At 61.5% G+C, this 20,863-nt stretch carries 22 protein-coding genes; 15 read left to right on the top strand and 7 right to left on the bottom strand.

Translation table 11 applies throughout. From position 1 onward, the window contains the following. Nucleotides 1-92 precede the first annotated feature (92 nt). Together BLT92_RS06415 and BLT92_RS06410 are read left to right on the top strand one after the other, a co-directional pair. A complete protein-coding gene (locus tag BLT92_RS06415) occupies nucleotides 93-491 on the top strand; it encodes a helix-turn-helix domain-containing protein (protein WP_092104172.1) in 399 nt (132 codons plus the stop codon). Nucleotides 492-553: 62 nt separating this feature from the next. Then, a complete protein-coding gene (locus BLT92_RS06410) occupies nucleotides 554-1,636 on the top strand; it encodes a DUF3039 domain-containing protein (RefSeq protein WP_157691351.1) in 1,083 nt (360 codons plus the stop codon). Between the two features lie 165 nt (nucleotides 1,637-1,801). Here BLT92_RS06410 and BLT92_RS06405 read toward each other — a convergent pair whose 3' ends face one another. Then, a complete protein-coding gene (locus BLT92_RS06405; RefSeq protein WP_092104168.1) occupies nucleotides 1,802-3,166 on the bottom strand; it encodes a cation:dicarboxylate symporter family transporter in 1,365 nt (454 codons plus the stop codon). 169 nt (nucleotides 3,167-3,335) lie between these two features. Between BLT92_RS06405 and BLT92_RS06400 the strand changes: the two genes are divergently transcribed. The 8 genes from BLT92_RS06400 to BLT92_RS06365 all read left to right on the top strand — a co-directional run bounded on the left by BLT92_RS06400 (nucleotide 3,336) and on the right by BLT92_RS06365 (nucleotide 10,951). Further along, the gene (locus BLT92_RS06400; protein WP_092108866.1) at nucleotides 3,336-3,764 is read left to right on the top strand and encodes a hypothetical protein; all 429 of its coding nucleotides are present in this window, start codon (nucleotides 3,336-3,338) and stop codon (nucleotides 3,762-3,764) included. A gap of 36 nt (nucleotides 3,765-3,800) precedes the next feature. Continuing rightward, nucleotides 3,801-5,471, top strand: a complete 1,671-nt coding sequence (locus BLT92_RS06395) for a sensor histidine kinase (protein ID WP_092104166.1) — start codon at nucleotides 3,801-3,803, stop codon at nucleotides 5,469-5,471. Then, nucleotides 5,458-6,165, top strand: coding sequence for a response regulator (locus BLT92_RS06390; protein ID WP_092104165.1), 708 nt, complete (start codon nucleotides 5,458-5,460; stop codon nucleotides 6,163-6,165). Before BLT92_RS06395 ends, BLT92_RS06390 begins: the two co-directional genes overlap by 14 nt. A 38-nt stretch (nucleotides 6,166-6,203) precedes the next feature. Beyond that, on the top strand, nucleotides 6,204-7,103 hold the full coding sequence (locus BLT92_RS06385) for an alpha/beta fold hydrolase (protein WP_231939059.1): 900 nt from the start codon (nucleotides 6,204-6,206) through the stop codon (nucleotides 7,101-7,103). A gap of 163 nt (nucleotides 7,104-7,266) precedes the next feature. Further along, a complete protein-coding gene (locus BLT92_RS06380; RefSeq protein WP_092104163.1) occupies nucleotides 7,267-8,352 on the top strand; it encodes a helix-turn-helix domain-containing protein in 1,086 nt (361 codons plus the stop codon). An 11-nt stretch (nucleotides 8,353-8,363) separates the two neighbouring features. Next, nucleotides 8,364-8,960 (top strand): hypothetical protein, encoded by a 597-nt coding sequence (locus BLT92_RS06375; protein ID WP_092104161.1) that lies wholly within the window; start codon nucleotides 8,364-8,366, stop codon nucleotides 8,958-8,960. A gap of 153 nt (nucleotides 8,961-9,113) precedes the next feature. Next, on the top strand, nucleotides 9,114-10,079 hold the full coding sequence (locus BLT92_RS06370) for an NADP-dependent oxidoreductase (protein WP_092104159.1): 966 nt from the start codon (nucleotides 9,114-9,116) through the stop codon (nucleotides 10,077-10,079). Between the two features lie 53 nt (nucleotides 10,080-10,132). Next, nucleotides 10,133-10,951, top strand: a complete 819-nt coding sequence (locus BLT92_RS06365) for a 2-keto-4-pentenoate hydratase (protein ID WP_197679677.1) — start codon at nucleotides 10,133-10,135, stop codon at nucleotides 10,949-10,951. 19 nt (nucleotides 10,952-10,970) lie between these two features. Here the strand turns inward: BLT92_RS06365 and BLT92_RS06360 are convergent, their stop codons facing one another. Then, nucleotides 10,971-11,747: an AraC family transcriptional regulator gene (locus BLT92_RS06360; protein WP_092104157.1), complete on the bottom strand. Its 777-nt coding sequence runs from the start codon at nucleotides 11,745-11,747 to the stop codon at nucleotides 10,971-10,973. A gap of 48 nt (nucleotides 11,748-11,795) precedes the next feature. Between BLT92_RS06360 and BLT92_RS06355 the strand changes: the two genes are divergently transcribed. The 4 genes from BLT92_RS06355 (at nucleotide 11,796) to BLT92_RS06340 (ending at nucleotide 14,584) form a co-directional block, all read left to right on the top strand. After that, nucleotides 11,796-12,281, top strand: coding sequence for a DUF2000 family protein (locus tag BLT92_RS06355; RefSeq protein ID WP_092104155.1), 486 nt, complete (start codon nucleotides 11,796-11,798; stop codon nucleotides 12,279-12,281). Nucleotides 12,282-12,374: 93 nt separating this feature from the next. After that, nucleotides 12,375-12,896, top strand: coding sequence for a helix-turn-helix domain-containing protein (locus BLT92_RS06350; protein ID WP_092104153.1), 522 nt, complete (start codon nucleotides 12,375-12,377; stop codon nucleotides 12,894-12,896). Between the two features lie 19 nt (nucleotides 12,897-12,915). Further along, nucleotides 12,916-13,515, top strand: coding sequence for a PIN domain-containing protein (locus BLT92_RS06345; RefSeq protein WP_092104151.1), 600 nt, complete (start codon nucleotides 12,916-12,918; stop codon nucleotides 13,513-13,515). A 202-nt stretch (nucleotides 13,516-13,717) separates the two neighbouring features. Further along, the gene (locus BLT92_RS06340; RefSeq protein WP_092104149.1) at nucleotides 13,718-14,584 is read left to right on the top strand and encodes a uroporphyrinogen-III synthase; all 867 of its coding nucleotides are present in this window, start codon (nucleotides 13,718-13,720) and stop codon (nucleotides 14,582-14,584) included. 146 nt (nucleotides 14,585-14,730) lie between these two features. Here the strand turns inward: BLT92_RS06340 and BLT92_RS06335 are convergent, their stop codons facing one another. Genes BLT92_RS06335 through BLT92_RS06325 form a run of 3 tightly spaced genes read right to left on the bottom strand, consistent with a single transcriptional unit; the run spans nucleotide 14,731 to nucleotide 17,594 of the window. After that, nucleotides 14,731-15,432, bottom strand: a complete 702-nt coding sequence (locus BLT92_RS06335) for a GntR family transcriptional regulator (protein ID WP_092104147.1) — start codon at nucleotides 15,430-15,432, stop codon at nucleotides 14,731-14,733. 6 nt (nucleotides 15,433-15,438) lie between these two features. Continuing rightward, nucleotides 15,439-16,374, bottom strand: a complete 936-nt coding sequence (locus BLT92_RS06330; RefSeq protein WP_092104146.1) for a hydroxymethylglutaryl-CoA lyase — start codon at nucleotides 16,372-16,374, stop codon at nucleotides 15,439-15,441. Further along, nucleotides 16,374-17,594: a CaiB/BaiF CoA transferase family protein gene (locus tag BLT92_RS06325; RefSeq protein WP_197679676.1), complete on the bottom strand. Its 1,221-nt coding sequence runs from the start codon at nucleotides 17,592-17,594 to the stop codon at nucleotides 16,374-16,376. Before BLT92_RS06325 ends, BLT92_RS06330 begins: the two co-directional genes overlap by 1 nt. Before the next feature lie 155 nt (nucleotides 17,595-17,749). On the opposite strand from BLT92_RS06325, the gene BLT92_RS06320 reads away from it, so the two are divergent. Beyond that, entirely contained in the window at nucleotides 17,750-19,102 is a 1,353-nt protein-coding gene (locus BLT92_RS06320) for a 2-hydroxycarboxylate transporter family protein (RefSeq protein ID WP_092104143.1), read from the top strand. A gap of 342 nt (nucleotides 19,103-19,444) precedes the next feature. Here BLT92_RS06320 and BLT92_RS20805 read toward each other — a convergent pair whose 3' ends face one another. Then, the gene (locus BLT92_RS20805) at nucleotides 19,445-20,179 is read right to left on the bottom strand and encodes a class F sortase (RefSeq protein WP_092104141.1); all 735 of its coding nucleotides are present in this window, start codon (nucleotides 20,177-20,179) and stop codon (nucleotides 19,445-19,447) included. A 41-nt stretch (nucleotides 20,180-20,220) separates the two neighbouring features. Beyond that, on the bottom strand, nucleotides 20,221-20,859 hold the full coding sequence (locus BLT92_RS06310) for a GVDTG sorting domain-containing protein (RefSeq protein WP_092104139.1): 639 nt from the start codon (nucleotides 20,857-20,859) through the stop codon (nucleotides 20,221-20,223). Between the last annotated feature and the right edge of the window lie 4 nt (nucleotides 20,860-20,863).

Here is a 20,863-nt window from a genome sequence, read left to right as displayed (position 1 = left end):
CGACCATGTGTGACACTTGTGACATATAGAGGAGGCCGAGTGAGTTCGGCTTTCCCTCCTATTCATTCAGCAATTCGAGACTGGCGGAGACCATGCCCACTCATACCGTCCCATCTTCGGCGACTCCTGAAGAGACTCTTGCCGAGATCGATGCATTTGCCGGTTCCCTGACGAATGACGCCGCTCGCGAAGCTCTCGAGACACTCGCGAGAACCTTGCGTTCGGGCAACGACGTTGTCATGGCTACATCTGACGATGCCGTCACCACCTCGGCTGCCGCGAAGATGCTCGGCGTCAGTCGGGCTCATCTGTATAAGGTCCTGGACTCGGGCGCGCTTCCGTTCACCGTCGTAGGAAAACGCGATCGGCGTATCGCGATGTCCGACCTGGCGGCATTTATTGACAAGACTGAAGAAGCTCGGAAGTCGGCGGCTCGTTCCGTCGCCCGGCGACGGGATAGTCGAGCACTGTCACTTGACGAGATGGATTGAGGGACCCTTCGCATGTCAGTGGGCGGCGGTTGTATGTCAGTGGCCGGCGCTAACATGATCGCGTGGACTATATACGTCGTGTGACTTTGCGCTGCCTGTGTCGGGACCTCAGCGAGGACTGGGGTGATACGTCGCAGTTTCGCGACTTTCGTGTCCTGTGGGATGTCTTGCGTTCTGACTGCAAGGATTCCGGAGTCGCCGACCTGATCGAATCTTTGCCGACGGTGGGGATGGCTGACCATCCATTAGTCCGCAGTTTCAGTGCATCATTCGAAGCCGGCGGTCACACTGTCCGAAGGGAAAGTATCAGTGGACTCACTTCGCCGCATTGGTGGAAACAGAAGGTGTCTCGCTGGCGAGGCGCGGCTACCGATTCCGATCTCATCGGAGAGGGCGAAGTGTGGCTCTGCGCCGGCGGATTGCGCGCGGCTGGTGATGACCGCGATTTCTATCGTTCCTTCATGAGCCGAGTTGCGGCGGGAGGCGCGGAACAGTTCTTGCCAGATGAGGACGACCGTCGACTCCAGCGCGTTGAAACGAAAATCGCACGTAGGGAAGCTTGGGCTCGGCAAATCCAGCTCTCGGTTCTGGTCTGTCTCGAACGTGCTTACCAAGTGGGCATTCCTGTCCCATTCCACGTCCCTGCCCCATCTCCCTGTAAAGTCGAGTCGCCATTGCTTCACTTGGAATTCGACTTCGCCCGCGAAACAGTTGAGGGTGAGGAACTGAATGAGCTCTACCTGCGGGTCTCGTCTCAGGATCTGTCCAGGTTGAACCTCGTGGAGGAGGCAGTCCACTTGGTACAAGAAGCAGTGGAGCCGATTGTCGATGAGTGGAGATTACTACCAGGTCAGGGGAACGATCTCCACTGGTCGGTGATTGTGTCCCAATCCGTCATCAATGCATCCGCCGAGGCAGTCGAGCTCGGCGAGCTACCCGAATCAATAGCTGAATCAGGCCTTCGCTTGGCTGTGCGCGCACACTATGCGAAGAAGCATTCGATTGTTGACGCGACCATCGACGGTGAACCTGTCAGGGGTCTGTGCGGGATGTGGTTCGTTCCGACGATGAATCCAGATCATCTCGATGTCTGCTCCGTCTGCGCCGACGCATACCGAGATATGGACTCGGGCAACGAGATATAGCCTCGGATCATCACGTCGTCCTACGTATCTGTAGGCCTCAATTCAGACGTCGGCCGCCTCGGCGAATATGTCGCTCCTTCGCACTGTGGATCACCACGGGTGCCGATATCCTCGCAGTGAGGAACATCGGCACCCGCGGTGGAGCGCTTCTGGAGTGCGGGCAGGTCAGTTCACGGAGACCTTCGCCTTCTCGGTCGGTTCGTCCTCGGTGACCTCCGGCGCACCGTGGGCATCCGGTTCGAGGGATTGCTCGTCGAACGGGGTGGAGCCATTCAGTGCCGCGCGTGCCTGGTCCATGTCGATCTCGTTCGTCCACTTGCCGATGAGCAGGGTGGCCACGGCATTGCCGGTGAAGTTCGTCAGGGCACGGCACTCGGACATGAACTTGTCGATGCCGACGATGACGCCCATGCCGTCGAGGAGTTCGGGGCGGTGGGACTGCAGGCCAGCGGCCAGGGTTGCCAGTCCCGCGCCGGAGACACCGGCGGCACCCTTCGAGGCGATGATCATGAACACCAGCAGCGAGATCTGCTCGCCCAGGCTCATCGGCATGCCCATTGCGGTGGAGACGAAGAGCGAAGCCATGGTCAGGTAGATGGCGGTGCCGTCGAGGTTGAACGAATACCCGGTGGGCACTGTGATGCCGACGACGGGCTTCGAGACTCCGGCGTGTTCCATCTTCGCGATCAGACGCGGCAGTGCCGACTCGGAGGACGAGGTGGAGAAGATGAGCAGGAACTCACGCGCCAGGTACTTCAGCAGCAGGAAGATGTTGAGGCCCGTGACGATCTTGAGGATGGAGCCCAAGACGATGACGATGAACAGGGCGCAGGTGAGGTAGAAGGCTCCCATGAGGGTGGCCATTGCACCGATTGCGGCCCAGCCGGTCTTGCCGACGACTGCGGCGATGGCACCGAAGGCGCCGACGGGGGCGGCCCACATGATCATCATCATGAGCTTGAAGACGACGGCCTGGATGTGGCCGATTCCCTTGAGGACGGGCTCGCCGGCCTTGCCCATGGACTGCAGGGCGAATCCGACGAGGAGCGCGAGCACCAGGGTCGGCAGGACCGGGATGGACCCGGGGATGAGGCTCATGAGGAAGTCGACGGTCCCGCCCGATTCTCCGCCGGCGGCCGCCTCGTAGGGTTCGAGTTTCAGGCCCTCGCCGGGGTGGATGAGATTGCCGACGACCAGCCCGATGATCAGGGCGAAGGTGGCCATGATGAGGAAGTAGACCAGAGCGATGCCGCCGACCTTGCCGACGGTCGCCGCACGGGCCACGGACCCGACGCCGAGGACGATGGTGCAGAAGATGATCGGGGCGATGATCATCTTGATGAGTGCGATGAAGGCCTTGCCCAGCGGTTCGAGTGCCTTACCGGCTTCGGGGGCGATGAGTCCGATGGCGGCACCGGCGAACACGGCGATGATGACCATGATGTAGAGCCAGTGCGTACGGTCCTTCTTGCGCTTCGGTGGGGTGGGACCCGCCTCGGCGACGGTGTTGTCTGATGGCAGCGTTGCCATGTCTCCTCCTTGAGTGGATGTGCTCGCGGCATCTGGCCGCGAAGAATTTCCCACTTATCCTGGCAGGGACTGTGACGGCTGTCTCGGTTGCGTTCATAGTGTTCATGGACACAGCCGGCAGGTCGGCTAATGTGGGGCTGTACGTCATGACGATATGAAGGGACAGCACATGAAACTTGATACAGCACTTCTGCGCGCCATTCCCGGTGCGTTCATTCTCAACTCCGGCATCAGCAAGCTCGGCATAGACGACGAGTCCGCCGCCGGTCTGCAGCAGATGGCCGCCACGGGTGTCCCGTTCGTGGAGGAAATGACCCCTGAGCAGTTCGGAAAGTTCCTGTCCTATGGTGAGATCGCCGTCGGCGCCGCACTCCTGTTGCCCTTCGTCCCCACCCGCATTGCCGGAGCCGCGCTGACGACGTTCTCCGCCGGGCTCGTCGCGAACTACTTCTCCATCGAATCGATGACCCAAGACGACGGTATCCGCCCCTCCGAGGAGGGCACCGCCGTGGCCAAGGACACCTGGCTGGCCGCGATCGGCGTGGCTCTGATGCTCGCGAGCGGATCGAAGAAAAAGAAGAAGAACAAGAAGAAATAGTCGTCGAACGGAAGTGACCTGGTGAGGAGAACCGGCGTGCCCGGCCGTGTCCGGGGCCGAGGCGGACCGCTGGCACGCCGACTCTTCTTCCTCCAGCTGGCACTCATCGTCATTGTCTGCGCCGCGCTGTCCGTCACCAGCTACGTCTCGACGCTGGGCTCGGCCCGGGAGGCGACCTCGGAGCGGGTGCTGTCCATCGCCGAGACCCTGGCCCATGACCCCTTCGTCATTTCTTCTGTGGAAGGATCGGATGCTTCGGCGAAGCTGCAGCCCTATGCGCTGACCGTGATCTCGACGGCCGATGTCGACTTCGTGACGATCATGGACCGCGACCGGACTCGTTACACGCACCCGGATCCCGACCAGCTGGGCAAGGACTATATCGGCAGCATCGACCAGGCGCTGGCCGATGAAAGCCAGGTCGAAGTATACGTGGGGACGCTGGGGGAGTCGGTGCGGGCGATCGTGCCCATCACCGACTCATCCGGCGAGGTCACAGCGATGGTCTCGGTCGGGGTGACGCTGAAGACGCTGTCGGTGGCCCGGGCCGCCGCACTGCCGCAGATCATCACCGTCGGACTCGCCGCGATCGGACTCGGCGGGCTCGGCTCCTGGGTCCTCAGCCGCTACCTGCGCCGAGTGACGCTGGGCTACGGGCCCGAGCAGCTCAAGTCCCTGTTCGCCTTCTACGACTCCGCGTTGCATTCCCTGCGCGAGGGCCTCATCCTCGTCGACGATGATGGGCGCCTGGTCCTCTACAACGATGAGGCCGCCGAGCTCTTGGGTCTGCCCGACCCCGATGAGCGCACCCCCATTCCCCTCGCCGAGGTGGCCCTGCCCTCGTCCGTGTCATCTTTGTTGTCGTCGGGTCGGGATGCCGTCGATGAGATCCACCTGACCCGGGATCGGGTGCTGGTGGTCAACCAGAAGCAGGCGAGCCAACCGGAGCGCGGAGGATTCAGGTCGGGAAGTGTTTCCAGTTCCGGAGGTGGCTCCGGCTCCGACTTCGGTGGGACCGTGGCGACCCTGCGCGATCGCACGGACATTCAGGAGCTCACCGGCGAACTCGAGACGATGCGGACCCTGTCCGAGGCGCTGCGGGCCCAGACCCATGAGCATTCGAACCGCCTGCACACGGTGGCCACGCTCATCGAGCTGGGGCGCTCCCGTGAAGCCCTCGACTTCGCGGTCCGCGATCAGCAGGAGTCGCAGAGGCTCACCGATTCGTTCGTCGATGCCCTCGATGAGCCTTTCGTCACGGCCCTGATGATCGGCAAGGCTGCTCAGGCCCACGAGCGCGGAGTCGAGCTCACTGTCACCGCTGCGGGGGAGCTGCCGCCCCATAGCCTCGACGCCCGTGACCTGGTCACCGTCGCCGGCAACCTCCTCGACAATGCCATCGATGCCGCGGCGCCCTCGGAGGAACGGCATGTGTGGGCGGACTTCGCCGCCGCCGAAGGGGAGCTGATCATCACGATTGCGGACTCCGGGCCGGGAATCGACACGGAGGAGTTCGACGCCATCTTCCACCTCGGCGCTTCTGGGAAGGCTGCTCCGGCTGGATCCGGCGGCCGAGGTTTCGGGTTGGTGCTGGTGCGCCAGGCTGTGACGAGACTCGGCGGAGATCTCGAGGTCGAATCCGACGGGGGAGCGATCTTCACGGTGACATTGCCGCTGACTGAAGGAGGTAACGATGGCGAACAATGATGACCTGCGGGTGCTCATCGTCGAAGACGACCCGATGACCGCCGAGGCTCACGCGGACTTCGCGCGCCGCGTGCCCGGATTCGTCGTCGCCGGCACCTGCCTGTCCGGCCACGATGCGCTCGAGAAATTCGAGGCTTTGGCGGTTGCCGGTGCTCCGGTCGACATCGTGCTGCTGGACATGAACCTCACCGATTCGCACGGAATCGACGTGGCCCAACGAATGAACGCCAAAGGGTACGGTGCCGACATCATCGCGATTACAGCGGTGCGCCACCTGCAGGTTATTCGGTCCGCGATCTCGAGCGGGGTGACGCAGTACCTGATCAAGCCGTTCACCTTCACCATCTTCCGCGAGAAGCTGGAGAACCAGCGGGACTTCCGCCTCAACCTTGACGGTGCCGGTGCCGGATCCTTGGCCACACAGGCTTCGGTGGACAACGCGCTCAGCGCCCTGCGGTCCGTGTCCTCAGGTAGGTTGCCCAAGGGGTTGATCGAGGAGACTCTGACGGCGATCTCCGGTGTTGTGCGGGATGCTGACTCTGCTGTGTCGGCCACCGAGGTGGCAACGACCTTGGACCTCTCTCGGGTGACGGTGCGCCGGTATCTGGAGCATCTGGTGAAGACGAAGCAGGCGGTCAAGCAGCCACGGCACGGGACGCCGGGGCGGCCTGAGTATGAGTATCGGTGGGTGTGATGGTTATGGCCAGCAACGATCCGTTCGACAATGCTTCTGTGGCAGCACGACTGGCAGAGCTGCCCTTCGTTGCGAATGCGCAGGCGCTGACGGTGAGCACCTCGGGCGGGGAGTTCGCCGGTTTCCAGGCGACACCGGCTCGTTCAGATCCGCGGCTGGGAGATGCGCTGCTGCTGCACGGGTGGCCCGAATACGCCTCCTGCTGGGAGAGGACAGCCGCGCTGCTCTTGGAGCAAGGGATGAGCGTGTTCGCCTATGACCAGCGAGGATATTCGCCGGGAGCGCGCCCGGAATCTGTTGACGAGTACACGATGCCCCATCTGGTCGCGGATCTCGACGAGATCTCACGCTCGGTGGGACTGGGCCGCTTCCACCTCATCGGCCATGACTGGGGTGGGATGGTCGCGTGGCATTACGCTGCGAACCATCCAGAGCGTCTGCTGACGAACACCGTCGTCTCGACTCCACATCCGATTGCCCATGCCAAGCAGGTGCAGGCGGATCCGGATCAATACGAGCGCATGGAATACATGCGCGCGGTCCAGGACCATCCGGACGGAGTTGCCCGCACTCTGCTGCGCAATGACGGAGAACGACTCATCGATCTCTACGCTGGTGACGTACCTGATGACATGGCGGCCTCCTACGTAGCGCGCTTGAGCGAGCCTGGAGCAATGGACGCGGTGCTGAAGTACTATCAGGCGGCGGACGGCCGAGCTCGATTGTCGAGCACTCCAGTCACCGTGCCGACAACCTTCGTGTGGGGCAGCGAGGACATCGCCTTCCCTCGTGCCACTGCGGAGCGTAGTGCTGAGTATGTGGAGGGCCCATACCGATTTGTCCCCCTCGAAGGCTCATCCCATTGGCTCCCAGAGTCTAGCCCGGAGGAGATTGCGCGGACCGTTCTTGAGTGGGTTCGGGAACACGTCGGGGAGTAGCTGTTTGCTGGGGCGGCCGTTCAAGCGGCAGGCAATCCAGGTGCTCGGTGGTAAGAGCGCAGTAGTTACGTCGCCAACCAGGATTGTGCCTACGCGAGTGGCGACTATGCGAAGTCCGGAAATGAAATTGGGAATTTCCCAATTTCCGGTCTAGAATTGGACTATGAGTTCTATAGGAGACAGAGTCATTGCAGTCATGCGGAAACGTGGCATGGCTCAAAAGACGCTGGCCGAACATACTCAGATGACACCCGACGCGATGTCGCGAGCGCTTCGTGGGCAGAGAGGTTTTGCCGCAGTCGAGCTTGCAGACATTGCGCGGGCTCTCGATGAAGATGTGTATTACCTGATCACGGGCGAGCTCGATCCGGCTCGGCTTAACTTTGCTGCTCGGCATAGATTCGACCATGAGACAAAAACACGCTCAGTCGACGGTCTTGAAGAAGATAGAGACGTCCTGATTAAGATTCAGACTGCCTTCAACCTGGCCGGGGAGCTTAGCGCAACTTCGAAATTGCCTGCGGATCCAGCGAAGTTCCGGGAGATTCTCGGTCCAGGATTCGTCGAACGATTTGCAGATAAGCTCGAAGTGCTCGGCGTGGATGTTGTCGTTCTATCGGAGCTGACTACTGCCTACTCTTTCACCGTCACAGGCCGAAAGGTCATTGCCGTCAATGGTTCAGGCAATTGGTTCAATGAGAATTGGTCGATCGCCCACGAGCTTGCACATCATGCTCTTGGTCATGAAGACGTTCGCCCTTGTAGCGATAAAGTCGATGTGTTTGAAGCGAAGGCTAATAACTTTGCCGCTCAATTGCTCCTCCCAGAAGAGTCAATGCGCGCATTCGATTGGCAGTCGACACTGTGCAACGACTTAGCTGACTTTCTATGGGAGTCGGGAGTGTCAACGGGGACGGTGAAAGCTCGGTTGAACAAGCTTGGCATCGTTCCATCGCATGAGATTTCGGCAGCGCTCGAACTCAAGACTCAGGGCGTCCTGCGGAAATACTGGAGCAAGAGTCGACACGTACAGGGCCCGGACAAAATCACTGACCGAATGGCTCGCGCGAGTGCGCGCTGCTTTCCCACATGGTTGCGATCTGCTCACCTGCAGCGGATCGAATCCGGCAAGCTGAACAAGAGCTATCTTGCTTGGATGCTTGGTACTGATGAGGCGGAACTCGAGGTTCCCGACCCAGCTCCTATGACTCCCATTGAGGGCGATGAGTTGCTATCGCTTCTTAGATAAGGCTGCTGGATGTGGATTCAAAACCCCTGTTCTTCTTCCATGACACCAACGTCCTCATCAACTTTAGTCTTTGCGATGAGATGGACTGTCTGAAGGAAATCCTGCAGGGTAAAGGCACCTGGACAGCAACTGTCCAGCGTGAGTGCGATGGTCGTGGACCGTCGAATTATGGGATATCGGGCCTTGGCTACGCGGCTGAGCTTGTGCTCGGCGAACCGGTCTTTCCCAGCGACGACGAGCATGTTCAAATTCGCCGACTGCGGTGGGAGATGGCATTTGCAGAGGCGCTCGACGTAGATCTCGCTGAACAGAATATGAAGAATGGCGACGACAAGCACTTAGGCGAGGCTGAAACAATCACCATTATCCAGCGTCGCATGCTCAAGGCGATATTTGTAACAGATGACTTCAGGGCCAGACCGTTTGCGGAGGGAATCAAGTGTATTGACACTTGGTCATTGGTGAGTGTCGGTCTGAGGCTCGAAACTTTAAATGAGGAGCGGGTTCGTGCGATGCGTGAGCGGCTCATGAGTCTCAATAGGATCTCCCGTAATCACCGCAGAGAGATCTTCGACGCGGTGAAATTTGAAGAATGGATTGCGGGATAGATCTACGGCCCGTAGCTCTTCAATGGGAAGATGATTCACAAGACATAAATACCAGGCGCCGTCCCTTGGGCTCGCCGGAAATGGCAAGTGAGTTGAGACTGGTCATGGACGCCGACCGATGCGGCCGCCTCGGCGACGTTGAACGGTGGAGAGATGAGCAAGATGCGTGCGGTAGTCCAGAACGAATTCGGCGGGCCTGAAGTCCTCACCCTGATCCACGACGCACCGATCTCTGAACCCATTCACACCGAGGTTCAGGTGCGCGTCAGCCATGTGGGAGTCAACCCGGTCGACGGAAAGACTCGTGGCGGAGCATCCGTGGCAAAGCTCATGGGCGCTTTCCCCATCACCGTCGGATGGGATATTGCCGGTGAGGTCTCCGCCCTGGGCAATGGGGTGAATCGCTTCGCACTAGGTGATCGCGTCTTCGGGATGCCCCGTTTTCCCTACCCGGCCAACGGGTATGCCGAATTTGTGACCTCACCGTCTCGCCACCTCGTGCGCATTCCCGATTCTCTGGATTTCGCGACTGCTGCGTCGATCCCTCTGCCTGCCACGACGGCGTACCAGATCGTGCACGAAGCCGCGGATGTGCGCAGCGGGCAGACCGTGCTCGTCCTCGGCAGTGGTGGCACCGTGGGTACCTATGTCGTGCAGATGGCGAAGAAGCTGGGCGCGACTGTCATCGGTCACGCAACGGGAGAGAAGCTGAAACATCTCGAGTCTCTCGGTGTGGACCGGGCGATCGACTATGCGAGTGAGGAATTCGACGACCCCAACCTCGGTGCCGGAGGAATCAGTGATGTCGACGTCGTCATCGACCTCATCGGTGGGGAGTTCGCCCTTCGCGCAGTTCCACTGACCAAACCGGACGGGATCGTCGTCGGAGTACCCTCGGGGCAGCAACAGGGCCTCGACGCGGCTGCCGCACAGGCGGGCGTCCGCTGGACGAACGTCATCGTCGAACCGGATCATGTCGCGCTCGAATACGTGGCTGAGCTCATCGAAAACGGGGAGCTTCAAGTGCCAGCTCCGGCCACGGCCCCGCTCGAGGACGTTGTGGAGGTTCACCGGCAGATGGACTACGGCCAGCTGCCTAAGACAGTGCTGACGATATGACCGATTGACGGTCACACCTCCGCGGTTCGCTCGTGCCGTGCCACACTGATCTCATGACGGACGTGAATGCGATGTCTTCGACGGAGAAGATCGAACGCGGTGCCACCGCCGTGCACAAGGTGGGTCTGCAAGGGGCGGCGATCGATGCGCTGCCGGCAGAAGCAGTTCCTGCGACTCGGGCAGAGGCCTACGCGATGCAGACCCGCTATGCCGAGTTGGAAGGGCAACCCACCCGCGGGTGGAAGATCGCGGCGACGAGTGAGGCCGGGCAACGTCATATCAACGTGGAGGGCCCGCTGGGTGGTCGCGTACTCGCCGACCGTGTACAAGGAGACGGGGAGGCCGTGTCGCTGAGTGGTAACTCGATGTGTCTGGCCGAGCCGGAGTTCGTGTTCGTCCTCGGCACCGCGCTGCCTCCGCGCACAAACATTTACACCCTCGACGAAGTGATGGAGGCGGTGGCTGCGCTGCACTTCGGCATCGAACTGCCAAGTTCCCGCTTCACCGATGTCACCACAGCCGGTGCACTGCAGATGATCGCCGACAACGCCTGCGGACACCGGTTTGTGCTGGGGCCTGAAGCGATGGACAGCTGGACCTCAGCGGATCTCTCGGAGGTGTCGATGACAGCTGAAGTCGACGGCCCATCAGGGTCCCGAGCCTTTGAGGGGGTAGGCAGAAACGTTCTCGGTGACCCAGCCGCAGCACTGACCTGGCTGGTCAATGAGCTCTCCGCCGTCGACATCGGTCTGGCTGCAGGGGACTTCATCACCACAGGTACATGCAGTGAGCCCATCCCAGTTGAACCGGGTGATTCTTTGTCTGCGAGGTTCGATGGTCTGGGCGTTGTCACCGGCACTTTCGTAGTCTGAGCTGGGGCGTCGTAGAGCCTCAGGCCGCGAAGACGCCCGGTGTTGTTCCCAGCGTCCGGCGGAAGTGCCGGGTGAGATGGGATTGGTCGTGGAAGCCGGACTGGGCGGCCGCCTCGGCGGGGGAGAGCCCGGACAGGAGAAGCCTGCGGGCGCGGTCGACGCGACGGCCGATGACGTACTGGTGCGGGGCGATTCCGTAGGTCTGGGTGAACACCCGGACCAGGTGACTGCGGTGGGCACCTAAGTCAGCGGCCGCCTCGGCGATGGTGAAGGTCTCCTCCAAGCGATCATCGAGCAGGTGACGCAGACGACGGGCCAGAGGCGTGTCAGAAGCAGTGTCGACCGGTGACTTCAGATGCGGCTGTACGAGGTCACGCAGCGCGAGAACTCCGCACTCGGCGGAGAGGACATCGGCCGGGTCATTCAATGCGGCATGGATCTGGTCGACGGTCGAGGTGACGCTCGGGTCGAAGAGCGTGGGTGTCTCCGCTGCGGCCTCGATGGCGCCCAGGGGCAGCCATTCGGGTTCGAGGTAGAGCACGCGTTTGCGAAACGGAACATCAGGAGTCGCCGAGCGGCCATCGTGGGGCACCTGCGGCGGCAGCAGCGTCACCGTCGAGTTCGACGTCTGGTGCTCGTGGCGATCCAGGTCGTAGGTCACGGTTCCCTGATCGACAAGCAGGACGGTCCATGAATCATGAGTGTGCGACGGGTAGGCATGATGCTCGAACTGTGCGTGGAGCACCTCCTGCACCAGGGGCACATTCGGGTGCCACGCGTGGATCACATCAGCCATGTCACAAACGTACAAGACCCACCTGTGGAATTGAACAAGAGTGGGGGCATGCACGAAAACACGAACACAGCAGAGACAGCCGCAGGCACCACCGATACGGTCAGTTCCGCCAGCGCCGAGGTGGTGCGCTTCGACACGAAGGTCGTCGTGGTCCTCCGCGATGACCTGCTGCCCTGGCAGGAACTCAACGTCACCGCGTTCCTCATGTCCGGCATCGCGACCAGCGAACCGGACCTGGTGGGGGAGAACTACCGAGACGCCGACGGCAACGACTACCTTCCGATGCTGCGCCAGCCAGTCCTCGTCATGACCGCCGGTGCCGAGGTGCTGGCCAAGGCTCGAACGAAGGCGCTGGGTCGGGGAATATCGACGGCTGTGTACACGCAGGAACTGTTCTCGACCGGCCACGATGCCGCCAACCGTGAGGCCGTGGCTGCGGTCGCGGCCGAGGACCTCAACTTAGTCGGCATTGCTCTGCGCGGGCCGAAGAATGCGGTGGATCGGTTGGTGAAAGGCGCGCGGATGCATGGGTGAGGCGGGGTTGCTCTTCTCTTTGCAGGATCACGCGCGGTAGACTAAACGAAGCAATCGAAATTACTTGCGATTGATGCATAAAAGGAGAGGCTCATGTCCGCAACAGAATTCCTCGCATCGTCGACCTACAGTGCTAGCGATACTCGGCAAGTCGGCCGCGTCTACGACATGCTCACTGCCGAAGAAGCGCACAACCCTATCCCGCGCTATTATCTCGTCGGGGCAGAAGATGACAACACGGTTGAGCTTCCCTCCGAGGTCTACCAGGTCTTGCGCAGTGTTGTGGAGGCGATGCAGAAGGGCTTGTCAGTGACAATCTCGCCCACCTCGCAGATGTTGACGACTCAGCAGGCCGCCGACCTATTGGGGATCAGCCGACCGACGCTGATTAAGGCGCTCGACGGCGAAAAACTTCCTTACACGCGCTCGGGTTCGCACCGCCGTATCGCTCTCACAGATGTTTTGGACTATCGCGAGGAGCGCCGTCGAAAACAATACGCTGCCATCGATGCGCTGTCCGTCGACGTCGACGAGACGGCGGATATCGACCAGACCTTGGCTGAACTTCGGGAAGCGCGTAAGGCAGTGGCTGCGAAGCGTCGATCAGCAGGGTGATCTGACATAGGATCAATCCATGTTTGCCGCGGTGCTCGACACGAGCGTGCTCTGGCCTAGCCTGCAGCGCGATTTCCTGCTGTCGCTTGCGGTTGAGGGTGCTTACCGACCCATGTGGAGCACAGTTATCCTCGACGAACTTGCCCATCATGAGGCTAAGAAGTTGGTCAGCCGGGGATCGGCGGTAGACGACGCTGAACTAGCTGCGCAAAGATTGATCGGTCAAATGTCGCAGTCGTTCGACGACGCGCTTATTCTTGGCTGGGAACCGCTGGAGGGCACATACGGTTTGCCAGACCCCGATGACGAGCACGTTGTAGCCGCAGCAGAAATGGGCAGTGCCGAAGTCATCGTCACCGAGAACCTCAAAGATTTTCCAACTGCCAAACTGCCGGCACTCATCCGCGCAGTCCCTGCGAGGGAATTTGCCTACGACACCGTGCGACAGCACCTGACGCAGGGGAGCCTGGCCGTGATTGCTCTATGCGAGCGTAGCGGACGGCAGGGCCCAAAACTCTCGGTGTCAGATCTGCTGACAATCCTCGACGAGCGGTACAAAATGACGGCAACGGCAGAGTTGCTGTCCATGGCACCAGGGTTGCGGGACATTCTGCATTGAGAGAACTTCGGCTGAGTGGACGCTGGTGTCGCTGTCCAGGTAGGTGCTCCTTGTCGGGGTGTCCCTGCGGGGACCGCGGTACGCCGTGATTCGGGTGACCATGGGTGCACGCATGCACGAGTGAGAGAGCGAGCGGACTTCAGCGTCTCTAGCCTCGATCCGTTGAGTTGCTCTGCCGAGCTTCGGAGGCCAGGATGTGTGCATGGACGAGTCTCGAAGTGACCGCAGCGGCCAGCTGGCCGGATGCCGGGTGGTTCTGACGGCGCAGCGGAAGGCCGAACAATTTGCTTCAGCCCTCGAACGTCACGATGCGACCATCGTGCACGCACCCACACTGTCGGTCATCCCGAACATCGATGACCCCGAGCTCGTCGCACGCACGCGTGCCCTCATCGACACCCAACCCGACGTCATTGTGGTCACGACCGGTGTCGGTTTCACCGGTTGGGGCAATGTGGCCGAGGAAGCCGGCCTCTTCGAGCAGTGGCACGCGATGCTCGCCAGTGCCCGAATCATCGCCCGTGGACCCAAGGCACGCGGTGCGATCCAGGCCGCCGGGCTGGAAACCGCCTGGGTCGCCGAATCCGAAACCAACTCCGAGATCAGACAGGCACTGCTTGACGAGGGAGTGAACGGCGTCCGGATCGCTGTCCAGCATCACGGGGCAGGCGACGACGGTTTGGATGAGACCTTCTCCGCTGCAGGCGCCGATGTCTGCTCGCTCGTGATCTATCGGTGGGGTCCGGCACCCGACCCGGATGCTGTGGTCGAGGCTGTCCACCTCGTCGCGAGTCGCCGCTGCGATGCTGTGGCATTCACCTCGGCGCCGGGCGCCACCGCGTTTCTCGAGGTCGCACGTGACGAAGGCGTGCTGCCGCGGGTCATCGACGCGTTCAACGATGAGCCCGGCGTGCTCGCTGCGGCGGTCGGCAACGTCACTGCGGCACCGCTGTGGGACCACGGAATCAGAACCGTGATCCCCGACAGGTTCCGCCTGGGTGCGCTCGTGCGAACGCTGGTCACCGAACTCACCGACGCACGGCGTGCTGAGACAGACGATCGCAGATGAGGTGCGCGTCACCTCGGCGTCACAGCTCTCGCTCAGGGGGATCGAAGGACGTATGAACTTCGGAACAGGCAGACGGGTCCAACCGCACGGCTACGCCGTTGCTCAGCTTCACTCCGCCTGGCCGTGGTGGTCCAGATACACAACGCTCATGGTTCGCCTTCTTGGTCTGCGGGCTGAGTCCTCTGCATGGACTTGAATCGGTTGAGCCCGCTGATGATGTGGGCCTTGCTCACCGCGGCCACCCATTCCTTGTCCTCGGCCTGAGCCGCAGAGATCAGCTCGTCGTGATGGTTCATGCTCAAGGACACGCCGCTGTCCGAATACGAGGAGAAGAGCTTCGCCACGATGATAGGAATCATGAGGTTGAACGTGGTCGTGATCAGTGATTGGGCCGCACTGCGGCGGATGACGATGCCGTGGAATTCGTTGTTCACCGGAGCGATTCGATGCCGTGTCTCCGGATCAGCGGCCAGACTCTTCATCTCGTCTGCCAGTTCGGACAGCGTGGTGAAGTCGTCTTCAGTCAGCCGCCCAACGCTTTCCGACATGACATAGGGCTCGATGACCGCACGAGATCGGTAGATCTGTTCGATCTCCTCGGCATCGTAGCTGCGAACACGCGTGCCTCGGCGGGGCACGACCTCGACCACACCGACACCCACCAGCTCGCGGAATGCTTCGCGAATGGGGGTCCTGCTCACGCCGAGGCGGCTGGCAAGATCGTTCTCACGAATCCATGAGCCCGGTGGCAGGTCGCCGGAGATCACCAGCCCGAGAATGCGCGAGCTCACCTCGGTCCAATGGGATTCGCCGAACTGCGGTGGGTGGACGTCCTCATTCACAGCCATGCGGCATCAGTCCCATGTTGCGTTGGCAAGATCCTCGCGGGTGCCTCCACGGCTGACGAACGAGCTGACTGGGAACTTCGTCTCCTCGATGAGACTCTCAGAAATATGTCTGACACGCTGCAAGTCTATGCCGGTGGAAATGCCCATTCCATCCAGCAGGTGGATGAGGTCTTCCGTTGCCATATTGCCCAGGACCGTCGGATCGCCGGGGAACCACATGTCGCCCCCGAGACCGGCCACCGAGGACTCTATCCAATCCACGCCGGCGGACAGTGCGGCCAGGGCATTCGCCGGAGCGAACCCATTGCGGTTGTGCAGATGAGTGCCGATCTCCAGACAGGAGAAGTCCCTCTTCGCTTCGCTGATCCCGGCGAAGACCTCGAGCGGGTTTTCCTCGCCGGTCGTCGTGGCGAGGTAGACGCCATCAGCGCCCACGTCGGCGGCCTTTTGAATCACTTTGTCGCGTGCGGACTTCGACACAGGTCCGAAACAGGGCGAGAAGAACGCGCAGGCGACGGCGACGATCAGTCGCTGACCGGAAGCACGCGAGACTCTTCTGATCTCATCGAGCTGATCCAACAGCCCCGCAGTCGTCGTCCCCTGGTTCTTGCGCGCCATACCGTCCTCAGCCGGGATGACGAACGCCAGCTCGTCGAGTTCGCACTCGGCGGCACGCTGAGCTCCCCGGGCGTTGGGGACGAGAGCGCGGAAGCGCACATCGGGCGGGCGGGGGATGTTGGCCAGGACTTCCTCGGCGTCGGCCAGTTGCGGCAGAACCTTCGGGTGGGCGAAGGAGGCGACCTCGATTTCCTTGAACCCCGCGTCGATCATGTCGGCGACCATGTCGATCTTGCGGTCGGTGGGCACGGGCTCCTCGATGGCTTGGAGGCCGTCCCTCAACCCCACCTCGACGATGCGTGCGCGATCTGGCAGGTTCCACATCAGCGGATCACTCCCTTGTCTCTCAGCTCTGCGAGGGCATTCTGATCGTATCCGACCTGGAAGAGCACCTCCTCGGTGTCCTGGCCGAGTTCGGGTCCGACCCATCTCACAGCGGTGTCCGTTCGGCTCAGTCGGGGAAAGGCATTCTGCATCGTCACCGTCCCGTAGTCGTCGCTGTCGACTTCGACGACCGATCTGCGCGCCTTGTACTGGGGGTCGTTGAGCATGTCTTCGACGCGAAAGATCTTTCCGACCGGAACGGAATGCTCGTTGAGCAGATCGATGAGGTCATCGGCCCTGAACTGCAGCGAGAATTCGGCGACGAGCTCATCGAGCTCCGCCTGGCGCTTGCCCCGGGCGATGTGGGTGGCGTACTCGGGGTCGTCGGCGAGCTGAGGGTTGCCCATCGCTGCAGCCAGACGCCTGAAGACCGTGTCCTGATTGGCGGCGATAATGAGCCACTGGCCGTCAGCAGTGGGATAGACATTGCTGGGGGCGATCTTGGGCAGTGTTGATCCGCTGCGTTCCTTCTGGATCCCCTCTTCGGTCCATTCGGGCACCAGCGACTCCATCATTCCCAGTACCGATTCGTAGATGGCTGAGTCGACGACCTGGCCGAGCCCGCTGGTGTGCCTCTCCTGGAGGGCCGCGAGGACGCCGATGGTTCCGAACAGGGCGGCGAGAGAGTCGCCGATGGAGACTCCGACGCGTGATGGAGGGGTGGACGGATCGCCGACGACGTAGCGGAGGCCGCCCATCGCCTCCCCGATCGATCCGTAACCCGCCTGCTTGGCATATGGTCCGCTTTGGCCGAACCCGGACACGCGCAGCATGATGAGGCCCGGATTGCTGCGGCTGAGCTCTTCGTGGCTGAGCCCCCGCTTCTCGAGAGATCCCGGGCGGAAATTCTCGACCACGATGTCTGCGGATTCCGCCAAGGTACGCGCGGCCGTTTGACCTTCGACTGTGCGCAGATTCAAGGTCACGGACTTCTTGTTGCGGGCCAGGACCGACCACCACAGGGAGGAGCCTTTGACTGTGGCCTGCCCCCACTGGCGCATCGGATCGCCGTTCTTCGGGTCCTCGACCTTGATGACCTCCGCGCCGAGATCGCCGAGGAGCTGCCCGCAGAACGGCCCGGCGATGAGTTGGCCCATCTCAAGGACTCTGATCCCACGCAATGGGCCAGTGGCTGAATGTCGTGGTGTCTCTACGTTCACTGGTTCTCCCTCGAAGCAATAAGTTGCATACAATCGTCCGTCCTTCTGCTGTATGCTGTCATGTGTTCCCAGCAATAGAGCCGATCTCAGAAACACCATACACTTAACTGTATGCAATCAAAGAAGTTTGTCTACCAAGTAGGACCGGAGCAATCATGACGAGCCGAGAAGTCAAAGAAGACTCTGCGCAGGCGGAGAGCCTCCAGGAGAACAAACAGCCAATCGACCGAACGATCATGGGGCTGCCGGTCCTGGCGTTCATTCCGATGGCGATCATCGTGCTCATCGCGGTGAGTCTCACAACCGAGGGCACGGGAATGACGGCAGCCTTCGCCGTGGTTATGTCCCTCGGCGGAGTGCTGATGTGGGTGGGGAGTTCGATTCCCTACTTCAAGCTCATCGGCGGCGGGGTGATCCTGTGCATCCTCGTGCCTGCGATCTTCAAATACTTCGGCGTCCTACCCGGACCGATCGAGGGGCTGGTCACCAGCTTCTATGATACCTCCGGATTCGGGGAGTTCGTCGTGGCGGCCCTCATCACCGGCAGCATCCTCGGCATGCCCCGTGGGCTGCTCATCAAGGCTGGCGCTCGAATCCTCATCCCTATCATCGCCACGATCGCGGCCTGTTTGGCTGTTCTGGGTCTGATCGGGACGATTACGGGCGTGGGCGCGGGTTATGCGATCTTCTTCGTCGCCGGACCTGTGCTCGGTGGCGGCGTCGCTGCGGGTGCGATCCCAATCTCGGAGATCATTGCTCAGAACGGAGACCAGCCTGCCTCTGCCTACCTTACTGCTCTCGTTCCGGCCGTGGCCGTGGCCAACATCATCTGCATCATCGTTGCAGCGGTGCTCAACGCTGTGGGGAAGAAGCAGGGGCATCGGCTCCGCGCCTTCAACGGAAACGGAGTGCTCGCACAGGGAGTCAAGCTTCCCGAGGGGACCGCCGAGAATCTCACTTCACCCACGGCCGCAGTCAAGCTGGCGGCCACCGGCTTCTTCCTGGCCGGTGCGCTCTTCGCCGTGTCGAATCTTCTCAGCGATCTGATGCCTGCCCTGCATGCCTATGTGTTCCTCATCGTCATCTGCGCACTGATCAAGGTGTTCATCCCCCTGCCCGATTACGTCGAGGCCTCGGTGGACCTGTGGTACGTCTTCGTCGCCAATGCGATGATCCCTGCAATCCTGGTGGCCCTCAGCATTATCGCCATCAATATCGAGGAGGTCCTCTCGCTGATCTCCGACCCGGGGTATATCGCGATGACGCTGTTGACCGTGGTGATCGCGGCAGTGGTTGCCGGGTTCGTCGGCTGGCTGGTCAAGCTGTATTGGATAGAATCCGCCATCTCGGCAGGACTGGGGCTGGCCGACTTCGGCTCCAGTGGAGATCTGGCAGTGCTGCAGGCATCGCAGCGATTGAACCTGCTGCCGTTCCTGTCGATCTCATCGCGCATCGGCGGCGGGATCGTCCTCGTCACACTTTCGGTGCTGGCACCGTACCTGCTGTAGGGCACGACCGGCCGCGCTGCTCATCGACACAGGCGCCTCGATCCTCACGCCTGCGTCTTCGCCGTCTTCGTCGGCGGTTCCCTGCCGAACCTCTACGGTGTCGAATCAAACTGCCCGGCGAGCTCTTCGGTTCCAAACGTCGGCACACGTTCATGACGACGATCAAGGTCATCGATTCGGTGGTCTCCGGCAGCCTGGCTCCAGTGATAGCGGTGCCCACTGTGCCCCGGAGACCCGCGGACGCGACCTGATCGCCGAGGTGGATGCGGTTGACGAATGTGGGCGACACCATGCCAAGACGCAGGACGTGCTGGTCTGATTCGAACCCGATCCACCGTGCGATCAGCTGTCTTCCACCAGGTGGCCGGTGACGACGATGTTGTCTTCGTAGTGGCCGGTCTGTTCGTTGAAGTCGCCGCCGCAGGTGATGAGTCGGATCTCTGGACCCTCGGTGTTTCCGTAGACCTTGTAGTCGGGGAAGGAGTCTTTGCCGTAATCGGTGACGTCATCGATGCTGAACGTGGCTTCGGAGCCGTCTTCGCGGGTGACGGTGAGTGTGTCTCCACTGTGGAGACCGCCGAGGTCGAAGAACACAGCGGGCCCATCTTCCGCGGAGTCGACGTGGCCGACGATGAGTGAGGGGCCGACTTCACCAGGCGTGGGCGAGCGTTCATACCAGCCTGCGGGGGCATCCTTGCCCAATGGTGGGACTTCGAGTTCGTCGTTGTCCGTCAGGCCCAGTTCCATGATGCTGGTGTCGACATCGATGGCCGGAATGCTCAGCTGTGTCGGTGCGGAGGCGTCCATTGCCTTGTCGGGTGCTGCCTCTGGCTTAGCATCGGCCTCAGCGGCTGCATCGGCATCAGGGGTTGACGGAGCCGGTGACTGTGCACTGGATGAGCCGCTGTCGGTCTCTGCTGCGGCAGTGGGGCTGCCGGACTCTGCATTCGGCTGCGGTGGTGATTGTCCGCGCACGAGGCCGACGGTGATGAGTATGGCCGCGACGACGAGCAGGGCAAGGCCCACCACGGCCCATGTGCTGATGCCGCGGCGATGCCTTGCCTGCTTGCCAGTCATGACTGGTGTCGTCCTTTCTGTTGTCGATCAGTCTGTGTCGATCAGTGAGCGCTGTTCGTCTTCTTCTTCCGCGAGATTGCGAAGGCCGCACCCGCTGCGACGAGGATTCCGCCGCCGGAGGCCAGCATCACCGTGTCATCGGTGCCGGCAGTGCTGCCGCCGCCTGTGTCGGGTCCGCCCTTAGGTGGCTGTCCCATCTGGCTGTCGGCAAGAGTTCCGCACAGAGCCGGGGCGGTGGCGGCCTGCGGGAGGCTGTCATCGAGTGGGCTCTTGGCGTCCTGAACGTCCTTCGGGAGGTCCTCGGGGTTGAGGCCGTGGACGACGACGGATGCTCCGCCATTCTTAATGGCATCCACGGTCTTGTCATCGAGATCGATGGTGCGCTCGTAGGTTGCCGAGCCACCCTTGATACCGGCATGCTCGACATCGACGGCGGCAGCGGCACTGGTGTCACCGGAGTCCGTCAGGGTCGTGGAGACTTCGCCGTAGGCGGCACCACCTTCGGGAGTGTTGACGATTCCGTCGCCGTCCTCATCAGCCGAGGCGGTGGGGCAAGTGCCATTGCCGCCAGCTTTGACGTGGATGTGCTGGACGTGGGGGTACTTCCCGTCCTGGAACGTCTCGGCCAGACCTTCGACGTGTTCCGTGATCATCGCTTTGTTGCCCTTGAGGGTGATCATGATG

This window comes from Brevibacterium picturae (assembly GCF_900105045.1).
GTDB lineage: Bacteria > Actinomycetota > Actinomycetes > Actinomycetales > Brevibacteriaceae > Brevibacterium > Brevibacterium picturae.
Note: the sequence above shows the minus strand (reverse complement) of the source record. Positions and strands in the feature narration are given on the sequence as shown.

Coding starts and splice junctions, on each gene's coding strand:
- BLT92_RS06390 (WP_092104165.1), top strand. CDS start 5,458: ATGGCGAACAATGATGACCTGCGGGTGCTCATCGTCGAAGACGACCCG.
- BLT92_RS06350 (WP_092104153.1), top strand. CDS start 12,375: ATGTCCGCAACAGAATTCCTCGCATCGTCGACCTACAGTGCTAGCGAT.
- BLT92_RS06365 (WP_197679677.1), top strand. CDS start 10,133: ATGACGGACGTGAATGCGATGTCTTCGACGGAGAAGATCGAACGCGGT.
- BLT92_RS06310 (WP_092104139.1), bottom strand. CDS start 20,859: ATGATCACCCTCAAGGGCAACAAAGCGATGATCACGGAACACGTCGAA.
- BLT92_RS06415 (WP_092104172.1), top strand. CDS start 93: ATGCCCACTCATACCGTCCCATCTTCGGCGACTCCTGAAGAGACTCTT.
- BLT92_RS06400 (WP_092108866.1), top strand. CDS start 3,336: ATGAAACTTGATACAGCACTTCTGCGCGCCATTCCCGGTGCGTTCATT.
- BLT92_RS06405 (WP_092104168.1), bottom strand. CDS start 3,166: ATGGCAACGCTGCCATCAGACAACACCGTCGCCGAGGCGGGTCCCACC.
- BLT92_RS06345 (WP_092104151.1), top strand. CDS start 12,916: ATGTTTGCCGCGGTGCTCGACACGAGCGTGCTCTGGCCTAGCCTGCAG.
- BLT92_RS06320 (WP_092104143.1), top strand. CDS start 17,750: ATGACGAGCCGAGAAGTCAAAGAAGACTCTGCGCAGGCGGAGAGCCTC.
- BLT92_RS06335 (WP_092104147.1), bottom strand. CDS start 15,432: ATGGCTGTGAATGAGGACGTCCACCCACCGCAGTTCGGCGAATCCCAT.
- BLT92_RS06380 (WP_092104163.1), top strand. CDS start 7,267: ATGAGTTCTATAGGAGACAGAGTCATTGCAGTCATGCGGAAACGTGGC.
- BLT92_RS06355 (WP_092104155.1), top strand. CDS start 11,796: ATGCACGAAAACACGAACACAGCAGAGACAGCCGCAGGCACCACCGAT.
- BLT92_RS06340 (WP_092104149.1), top strand. CDS start 13,718: ATGGACGAGTCTCGAAGTGACCGCAGCGGCCAGCTGGCCGGATGCCGG.
- BLT92_RS06330 (WP_092104146.1), bottom strand. CDS start 16,374: ATGTGGAACCTGCCAGATCGCGCACGCATCGTCGAGGTGGGGTTGAGG.
- BLT92_RS06370 (WP_092104159.1), top strand. CDS start 9,114: ATGAGCAAGATGCGTGCGGTAGTCCAGAACGAATTCGGCGGGCCTGAA.
- BLT92_RS20805 (WP_092104141.1), bottom strand. CDS start 20,179: ATGACTGGCAAGCAGGCAAGGCATCGCCGCGGCATCAGCACATGGGCC.
- BLT92_RS06360 (WP_092104157.1), bottom strand. CDS start 11,747: ATGGCTGATGTGATCCACGCGTGGCACCCGAATGTGCCCCTGGTGCAG.